This is a genomic window from Colwellia sp. MB02u-10 (assembly GCF_014077185.1).
Classification (GTDB): domain Bacteria; phylum Pseudomonadota; class Gammaproteobacteria; order Enterobacterales; family Alteromonadaceae; genus Cognaticolwellia.
Genome location: NZ_JACGVK010000079.1, coordinates 1 through 9101 on the forward strand (window position 1 = coordinate 1; position 9101 = coordinate 9101).

Below are 9101 nucleotides of genomic sequence, written 5' to 3' on the forward strand. Positions count from 1 at the left end.
GTCTTAATTGATTTAGCCGCTTGCTTACCGAACGCTTCGAGTGCTTTCTTATTCATAGTCTGCCTATCCTTAACCCTACATGGGTATTAATAATAGGCAGTTACACAGATTTTGTTACAGGGTCCGGAATCACTATAAATCGCAGTCACAATGAGCCTATTGCAGCCATTGATACAACTATATTTTAAGCAGCTAATTAATATGAACGAATTAAATTACGTTCACAAAATCTGTTACAACGTTTGTAAGATCCTGATCTTTTTCAGCATTTAATTTACCATCGACAAAGTAATCATAAAAACTACCTAAGCTATACGTGCCTTTAATATCAGCTCCCCACCACGGCATTAAGTGCGATAAAGTTTGAAGGTTAGTAGCTCCACCATTAGGGCCCGGAGAAGTACTAAGTAATAATACTGGCTTTTTCGTAGCAAACATTGGGTTTTGTAAATCACCTAAACGAGAAACCCAGTCGATTAAATTTTTGAATTCTGCCGGCATTGCTCCATTATGTTCTGGAGATGAAATGATAAAGGCATCATATTCAGCAAATAACGCACGTACTTGCTTAGCTGTTTCTGGATGACCTTCATTTTCTTCTCTATCTAGACTAAAAAAAGGCATTGGATAGTCTCGAATATCTAGCATAGCAACTTCATGTCCTTCAACTTTGCTTGACGCTAATTCTAATAGTGTTCTGTTGATAGAGTTTTTACTATTACTAGCTGATACGGTTAGTATTTTTTTCATGATTACAATTCCCATATTATGTAGGGTTGGCCTTTTAATTTAAGATCAGCCCTTTTGTTATGTTAAGTAAGTTAAGTTATTTTTTCTTTAATATATTTGTATAGAGACTGTCACTAATTTAGAAGCCACTTAGGCCAACCTTTAGCCATTTACTTGCTAATAATTTTCTACATATTAAGGCGTTTAATTAACCTTATTTACATAAATAAGTGATAGATGAACTTGATCACTTAGCACGGTAAAAGCTAAATTTTCATCACGAATTAAATCACCATCTTTTACTTTAACCCCATTTAGAATACCTTCACCACCAGTGATATAGGCTATGAACTCTCCCTCCTGAGTGACGTGTTTATTTTTACTTAACAAACCAACTTCAATAATAGTATGGCTATCAAGTGTTAGTTTTTGAGATTTATTACCGCCATAAACTCGTACCATTTGGTTTTTGTTAAGTTCATAAAATTTGTAACTAGCAGGTTCACCGACAGTTTCAGGTAAAGCCCATATTTGCAGCATTCTATTTTCTATATGGTCTGGATTAATTTCATTGTGTCGAAAGCCTTCTCCACCAGCACGCTGTGCTTGAACTTGATTTGCCTGCATAGACTTTCCGTTCTCTAAAGAACCTTTATGTTTTACACGCCCTTCTAACATTACCGTAATAACATCTAGTTCTTTATGCGGGTGCATGCCCGTTTCACCTTTAGGTAAAAAACGTGCGTCGGCTAAGTAAATAAAGCTGCCAAGTCCGTTCCATGTATCATTTTGACCACCAACTTTGTTATCAACAATAAGGCGCGTTTCTCTTAATCCTGAAAACCCACCTCGGTGCAATGAATCTCTTTTTAATAACTTCATGCTATTTTCCTATTTCACTATTAGTTGATAACAAAAAACTGTTTTGTTTTTTCGAACGATATAGCTATTGTATATTAATTATTTTTTATTAATATTAAGTTATACTGACAAATATGTTCGAAAAAACTGAACCATTTTTAATGGTACTATTAATAGGTGAACCGGTGAAGTTATCTTTAGAAGCTTGTGAAGTGTTAGATGCAATTGATAGAAAAGGCAGCTTTGCGGCTGCAGCAGCTGCTTTATATCGCGTACCGTCAACGGTCACTTATACAGTACAAAAATTAGAAGAAGATTTAGGGATTATGATCTATCGACGAGAAGGTCGAAGATCTATATTAACGCCTGCGGGTAAAGTGCTACTTGAGCAAGGTCGAGAATTACTAAAAGCAGCTCAAAGTATTGTCGAAACAGCAAAACAAGTAGACAGTGGCTGGGAATCTCATATCACTATAGCACTCGATACTATTTATGATATTGAAGAGTTATATGATGTCGTTGAAGAGTTTTATAAACTTCAAACCCGTGTTGAAGTTTGTATCACTGAAGAAGTATTAGCAGGGAGTTGGGATGCAATTGTTGAAAATAGAGCTGACTTAGTAATAGGTGCACCCCTCCCAGAAATAAGCACTCAAGGAATTAAGTTTGAAGAAATTAAAGTAGCGGATTGGCAATTTGTAGTAGGAAAAAATCACCCTTTGCTCGAATACGACCTCCCTTTATCAGAAGATGATATCAAGCCATTTCATTCAATTATCATTAAAGATTCTTCAAAAAAATCGCCAGCTATGACTCATAGGATATTTGAGAAACAAACAGTGTTACGTGTTGCCTCGATGGAGCAAAAAATATCAGCTCAAATTAGAGGGCTAGGTGTCGGTTTTTTACCGACACATCGTATTACTAATCAACTTGAAACTGGTGATCTGGTTTCCCTTCCTATCGCTAAAGATGCACCGCTAACCCCGTTGTTCATTGGCTGGAGAACAAATAACAAAGGCAGAGCAATAAGATGGTTCATCGATAAATTTCGTGAGTGTAATAAATAACACTCCCAGATTAAAGAAGTCAGTGCATAACTCTTTTATGCTAGATTAAGTGGTCAATAACCCAAAGCTATGCACTTTCTACACTTCACTAAGCAGTTTTTAGTTAAGAATAAAACTCTATTTCATTCAAATTATCTAAAAGATTAATGTCCGCAATGTCGGATCAGAAGTCATAAGGGAATCATTGATGCAAACGACTGCTTTAAGTTTTGGAGCTGACGTTAATGAAGCAAGCTCTAGAGCCAACAAAGCGCACCAACAAGACCTAAATGACAAAAGCAAGGCACCACAACATTTAGTGGTTGGTCGGGCTAAGTGAATAGCCCTTCTGGCTTTCTCACCTTTACTTTGTCAGGCATTATTTATTGCTGAAAACGATAAACTGATCCTAGCGATAATATCTGAGAAAGCTCGTCTAATGCCGTGCGTGACTCAATAAGCAATTGTGGGTCTCTTAAATCATCTATCAGCAATTTATCGCGATAATGAGTATTGACCCAAGCAACTAGCTTAGTATACAAGGCATTAGTTAACAAACAATCGGGGTTAACCGCACCTAGTTCCTGCTCTGTCATGGCAACTCTCAACCGTAAACATGCTGGGCCACCGCCATTTTTCATACTTTCATTAACGTCAAAAAACTCAACATGGTTGACCGGATTATCACCGGTAGTTAAAGACTGTAAATAATCATAAACACTGGCATTATCACGGCAATGTGTTGGCGCAATAATAGCCATTGAATTATCTTTTAAGGTCACTATTTGCGTATTAAAAAGATAGCTATTTACCGCGTCTTTAATCGAAACTTGTTCTGTAGAAACTTCCAAGAAATGCAGCTTGTCACCGGCAAATTTACCCATAAGCTCTTCTTTAAATAACGCGGTATTAAGGTAGGCTTGCTCATGGTAAAGAAAAACATTTTGATTACCTACTGCAATCACATCATTATGAAATACGCCCTGATCGATTACCTCAGGATTTTGCTGCACAAAAACGGTATTGTCAGCCGACAAGCCATGTAATCTGGCTATTGCCTGACTAGCTTCTAACGTTTGCCGTGCCGGAAACTTTGTAGGTGCCGGTTTGTTACGATTAAAGCCTGAACGGCCATAGGTAAATATCTCGACGCCTTGTTCACCATAGCCCTGACATAAACGCGTATGATTAGCCGCGCCTTCATCACCAAAATGTTCATTGTCATTTAGGTGTTGGTGATGCTGAAAGTACTTATCATCAACGAACATGGCTTTGAGGATATTACTGGTTGTTTCGGGCTCTAACGAGCGATGAAATTTATTGGCTAAATTAGCGGCGGTAAAATGTAGTTTTTGATCCATGGTATCTGCCGAAGGAGATACGGTTGCCGCATTCGCCGTCCACATGCTTGATGCTGAGCAACAAGCAGCGAGTAGCGTGGGTGATGCCTTGTATGCCGCTGCCAAAATTTGCGCGTCTGTACCCTGAAAACCTAATCTTTTTAAGCTGTAAATATCAGGGCGTTCTTGCGGGGCAAATACCCCTTGATGTAGTCCCATATCATGCAAGGCTTTCATCTTTTTCAAACCCTGTAATGCGGCACTTTTAGGATTTGAACTCTCAGTAGCATTCGATAAAGAAGCTACATTGCCCTCAGATAAACCAGCATAATTGTGCGTAGGGCCAACTAAGCCATCAAAATTCACTTCAATACTTTTCATTATTTTTCTCGAATACCATTATTTATTAGAACAAAGCAAAGTATGTACCACTAAAAGACTAACCTTAGTTATCAATAGCTTGTGCACTTAGGTACCTGCTTACATTAAACTTTGCAACAGAGTAATGCAGAGTAACACAGGTATACTATATCGACGCACCAATACAAGGCACCCTAGCGCTTTAATATTGTCATACCAAGGGGTTCAGTTATTGCTCAATAACAGGTTGTGTTTATAAAAAAGGGCGATTATAAAGCCTACTTAAAACATCGGGCTTTAACTGATAAGTCACTGATTAGTGAAGTTTGTTGTGAATGTTTAGTCTAATCTTGATTTTTAAGCTCTGTCAGCGATTGTTCTAGACTTGTTGTATCATGATCACCTTAAAAAATTAAAGTGATCATAGCTAAAAATTATGCGAGGTCGCAGAGTATCAAGATATAAAAATAAACTAATACTCTGCAGGGTTATGCTTACTTAGGCATTAATACTGTGTCAATAACATGTATCACGCCATTACTTGCTTTTACATCTGCCATGATAACTTTTGCGTTGTTTATCATTACATTTCCATCAACAACTTCAACCATCAACATTTCACCTTGAACACTAGTTGCACTGTCTATTTTCACAACATCTGTTGACATCACTTTTCCAGAAACTACGTGATAGGTTAAAATTGAAGCAAGTTTATCTTTGTTTTCTGGTTCTAGCAGCATTTCAACGGTACCTTCAGGTAGCTTTGCAAAAGCTTCATCTGTTGGTGCAAATACGGTAAAAGGCCCTTCACTTTTAAGCGTGTCAACTAGCCCCGCCGCCTTAATTGCTGCAACCAAAGTGTTGAAAGAACCATTTTCAGCTGCGACATCGACAATATCTTTTTTCATACCGTGATCACCCTCATTATGATGACCTGCAAAAGCGGCAGGCATAAAAGCTAAGCTGGCAACCATAAGTGATAATACTGCAATAAATTTATTTAACATGATATTTCCTATTTAGTGATTACTGGTTTGACTACGTGTTTGTTAAATTAAAGTTACGTATGGTTAATAAAATAAGATCAGTTTGATTAAATTATCGGCAATAAAATATTATAAGCTACCCCTAACATGGCTAGACTATTGGCTACGCATACTAAAACACTAGGTTTAAATTGACTAAATAGTAGCTTAAGTTTATAGCGCTAACGCTTCGAATAGCCCTAAAAACCTAGCTTAAAGTCACTAATCAATAATATTTTTCATTTGTAATGATTTTTTTTGTTGGACATTAAACTGCTCATAAACTCTAATTCGCGCCAGTTACTTATGATGAATTATCATTTTATTATTAAATAAAATGGCTAAAGGAAAACGAATGAATAAAGATAATCTTGATCACGCACGTGCACACTATAATGTACGCCATTGGAGTCAGGGCTATTTCGGTATAAATGATGCGGGAAATGTATATGTTGCGCCTAAAGTTGACCATCAAGATCATACGGTAGAATTAAGTACTATTGCCAAGATGATTGAAAGTAAGGGCTTAACGCTACCTGCTTTAGTGCGATTTCCACAAATAATCCATCATCGTATTCACAGCTTGTGTGAAGCCTTTAATAAAGCAATAGCAGACTATGATTATCAGCAAAAATATTTATTAGTTTATCCTATTAAAGTTAATCAACAGCGTGAAGTTGTTGATGAGATTTTGGCTAGCCAAAATAACAAAGAATTCACGCAATTAGGACTTGAAGCAGGTAGTAAAGCAGAATTGTTGGCTGTTTTAGCCATGGCTCAAAAAGTTTCATCGGTTATTGTTTGTAATGGTTACAAAGACCGAGAGTATGTGCGTTTGGCATTAATCGGCGAAAAGTTAGGTCATCAAGTTCATATTGTTTTAGAGAAAATGTCTGAACTGGAGATGATTTTAGCCGAAGCGAAAAAACTGAATGTAGAGCCTAGATTAGGCATACGGGTACGCTTAGCGTCTCAAGGTAAAGGTAAATGGCAAGCCAGTGGCGGTGAAAAATCAAAGTTTGGTTTGTCAGCTTCACAAGTACTTAACGTGGTTAAAATACTTAAAGCAGAAAACATGCTTGATGCGTTAAAACTAGTGCACTTTCACTTAGGCTCGCAAATAGCCAATATAAGAGATGTTAGATTAGGTGTTAGTGAAGCGGCGCGTTTTTATTGTGAGCTTCGCCATCTTGGTGCCGGGCTTTTATGTATGGATGTGGGTGGTGGTTTGGCCATTGACTATGATGGTACACGCAGCCAGTCACATAACTCAATGAACTATAGTGTTGCCGAATATGCTAATAATATTGTCCATACTATTGGCGATATTTGTAAGAGTTATGAACAACCCATGCCGATGATTATTTCAGAATCGGGCAGAGCATTAACCGCGCATCATGCGGTATTAATTTCTAATGTTATTGGCGCAGAATCTTATGAACCAGAAGAGATAAAAGCGCCCATGCTTGACGAGTCTGTCTTGTTAAATAATATGTGGCGCTCGTTAAAGCAATTAAATGACCGTAATGATGATCGCGCACTGATTGAAATTTATCACGACACGCAAAGTGATTTAGCGGAAGTACACAGCCAATTTTCTATGGGGTTATTAAACTTAACCCAGCGAGCTTGGGCAGAACAAATTAACTTGCGTGTTTGTTATGAATTAAATAAATTAATGGATACTAAAAACCGTTTCCATCGCCCGATAATTGATGGCTTAACTGAAAAGCTTGCAGATAAATTTTTTGTTAACTTTTCTTTATTTCAATCATTACCCGATGCGTGGGGCATAGATCAGGTTTTTCCTGTTTTACCGTTAAATAACTTAGAAAAATCACATGAAAAACGAGCCGTATTATTAGACATTACTTGTGATTCAGATGGCGCAATTGACCATTATGTTGACGGCCAAGGTATTGAAAGCACATTACCTGTACCGGCATGGACAGAAGACGATCCTTATTTACTGGGTTTCTTTTTAGTGGGTGCTTATCAAGAAATTTTAGGTGATATGCATAATCTATTTGGCGACACACACAGCGCTGTTGTCTTCATTAATGACGAGGGTGTAGCAGAAATCACTGAAATTAATGAAGGTGATACGGTTGAAGATATGTTGCGTTATGTCCATTTAGACCCAGAATTATTTAAACGAACTTATTCTGAGCTTATCGAGGCTAGATTATCAACAACTGAAGGTGAACAAATTTTTAATGAATTAGAAGCCGGCTTACAGGGTTATACCTATCTTGAAGATTTATAGAGCGTCAGTGTAATGAAAAATATTTTCAATCAAGTAGATGAGTCTATTTATTCAAATGCCATGACATTTTTACGTCAGCCTTTAGTGCAAAACCCAGTCGAGTCAGCTGCTGACATTGTTGTTTTAGGCTTACCCTATGACATGGCCACCACCGGGCGTTCAGGCGCTCGAATGGCCCCTACTGCCATTAGACAAGCGTCGGTTAATTTGGCTTGGGAAGGTACGCGATTTCCTTGGCCTTTTAGCTTATTAAAACACTGTAACATAGTGGATGCTGGCGACTTGGTTTTCTCTCCTGGAGACTCTGCGCACTTCTGTGCGCAAGTTGAAACCGCTATAGGCCAGTTACTTGACTCGGGTAAAACGGTTTTATCGTTAGGAGGAGATCACTTTGTTACTTTGCCCATACTACGCGCTTATACGAAAAAATTTGGCACTATGGCACTGATTCATTTTGATGCCCATACCGATACTTATAACAATGGCAGCTGTTATGATCACGGCACTATGTTTTATCATGCGCCGAAAGAAAAACTCATAGATAAAGACAAATCTATTCAAGTGGGTATTCGCACTAATTACCAAGAGAAAGACCATGGTTTTTCTGTGATTAATGCCATGCAAGCCAATGATATGAGTGTAGAGGAGATCGCCGCATTAATTAAAGCTAGGGTGGGCAATACGCCTGTTTACCTAACCTTTGATATTGACTGCTTAGATCCCGCCTTTGCCCCAGGTACAGGTACACCCGTATGTGGCGGTTTAACTACAGATAAAGTATTAAGAATTTTGCGCGCTTTAGTGGGTATTAACCTGGTTGGTATGGATGTGGTTGAAGTAGCTCCGGCCTATGATAACAGTGAAGTTACCGCATTAGCCGCGGCAACAATAGCTCTAGAGTTAGCCCATATTTGGACGGCTAAACATAAGCTAAAATAATAGACCATTAAGAGGCAAATAATGGTTGGTTAAAATAAGCGACGATGGAGCAAAAACCAACTGTTATTTGTCCTTTTGAGTGACTTGTAATATTTTTTATACCATTATATATAGGTATATATAGGTATTTATCGGATTTTATATCATGGCTAAAAATACAAGCGTAACATTGGGTGATCATTTTGATCAGTTTATACACCAACAACTTAAAACTGGTCGTTATGGCTCAGCAAGTGAAATTGTTAGAGCAGGATTAAGAGCATTAGAAGATCAAGAAACTAAACTTTTAAACTTACGCAATATGCTAATTCAAGGCGAACAAAGCGGTATTGCCGATTACAGCGTTGAAAGTTTGTTGACTGAGCTAGATAAAGATAACCATTAATGAATGATTTTTTGCTATCTTCGACCCTGTAACAGATTTTGTGTAACTGCCAGGTTTAAATAACATCTTTCAAACGGTCTTCAAATTCAATCATAAAACGATTCAAGGCCGTTTTCCAATTTCTTATCGGCATCGTCCACTTTTTAG

Annotated in this window: 9 protein-coding genes; 5 read left to right on the plus strand and 4 right to left on the minus strand. The window is 37.8% G+C overall.

Features of this window, described 5'->3' with window-relative positions; genetic code table 11:
* Nucleotides 1–210 precede the first annotated feature (210 nt).
* Both H4J59_RS03830 and H4J59_RS03835 read right to left on the minus strand, forming a co-directional pair.
* Nucleotides 211–750: an NADPH-dependent FMN reductase gene (locus H4J59_RS03830; protein ID WP_182236950.1), complete on the minus strand. Its 540-nt coding sequence runs from the start codon at nucleotides 748–750 to the stop codon at nucleotides 211–213.
* A gap of 183 nt (nucleotides 751–933) precedes the next feature.
* Nucleotides 934–1611: a pirin family protein gene (locus H4J59_RS03835; protein ID WP_182236952.1), complete on the minus strand. Its 678-nt coding sequence runs from the start codon at nucleotides 1609–1611 to the stop codon at nucleotides 934–936.
* Nucleotides 1612–1724: 113 nt separating this feature from the next.
* Between H4J59_RS03835 and H4J59_RS03840 the strand changes: the two genes are divergently transcribed.
* Both H4J59_RS03840 and H4J59_RS19295 read left to right on the plus strand, forming a co-directional pair.
* On the plus strand, nucleotides 1725–2660 hold the full coding sequence (locus tag H4J59_RS03840; protein WP_182236955.1) for a LysR family transcriptional regulator: 936 nt from the start codon (nucleotides 1725–1727) through the stop codon (nucleotides 2658–2660).
* Between the two features lie 187 nt (nucleotides 2661–2847).
* On the plus strand, nucleotides 2848–2979 hold the full coding sequence (locus H4J59_RS19295; RefSeq protein WP_259369380.1) for a hypothetical protein: 132 nt from the start codon (nucleotides 2848–2850) through the stop codon (nucleotides 2977–2979).
* Nucleotides 2980–3022: 43 nt separating this feature from the next.
* On the opposite strand, the gene astB is transcribed toward H4J59_RS19295, so the two are convergent.
* Complete coding sequence (gene astB, locus H4J59_RS03845) at nucleotides 3023–4360, minus strand: N-succinylarginine dihydrolase (protein WP_182236957.1); 1338 nt, start codon at nucleotides 4358–4360, stop codon at nucleotides 3023–3025.
* Between the two features lie 473 nt (nucleotides 4361–4833).
* Nucleotides 4834–5346, minus strand: coding sequence for a fasciclin domain-containing protein (locus tag H4J59_RS03850; RefSeq protein WP_182236959.1), 513 nt, complete (start codon nucleotides 5344–5346; stop codon nucleotides 4834–4836).
* Between the two features lie 373 nt (nucleotides 5347–5719).
* Here H4J59_RS03850 and speA point away from each other — a divergent pair, with 373 nt between their 5' ends.
* The 3 genes from speA to H4J59_RS03865 all read left to right on the plus strand — a co-directional run bounded on the left by speA (nucleotide 5720) and on the right by H4J59_RS03865 (nucleotide 8954).
* Nucleotides 5720–7630, plus strand: a complete 1911-nt coding sequence (gene speA, locus H4J59_RS03855; protein ID WP_182236961.1) for a biosynthetic arginine decarboxylase — start codon at nucleotides 5720–5722, stop codon at nucleotides 7628–7630.
* 12 nt (nucleotides 7631–7642) lie between these two features.
* Nucleotides 7643–8569 carry an agmatinase gene (gene speB, locus H4J59_RS03860; protein WP_182236963.1) on the plus strand — a complete coding sequence of 309 codons (927 nt, stop codon included), beginning with the start codon at nucleotides 7643–7645 and terminating at the stop codon, nucleotides 8567–8569.
* A 145-nt stretch (nucleotides 8570–8714) separates the two neighbouring features.
* Nucleotides 8715–8954, plus strand: coding sequence for a type II toxin-antitoxin system ParD family antitoxin (locus H4J59_RS03865; RefSeq protein ID WP_182236965.1), 240 nt, complete (start codon nucleotides 8715–8717; stop codon nucleotides 8952–8954).
* The last annotated feature ends 147 nt before the right edge of the window (nucleotides 8955–9101 follow it).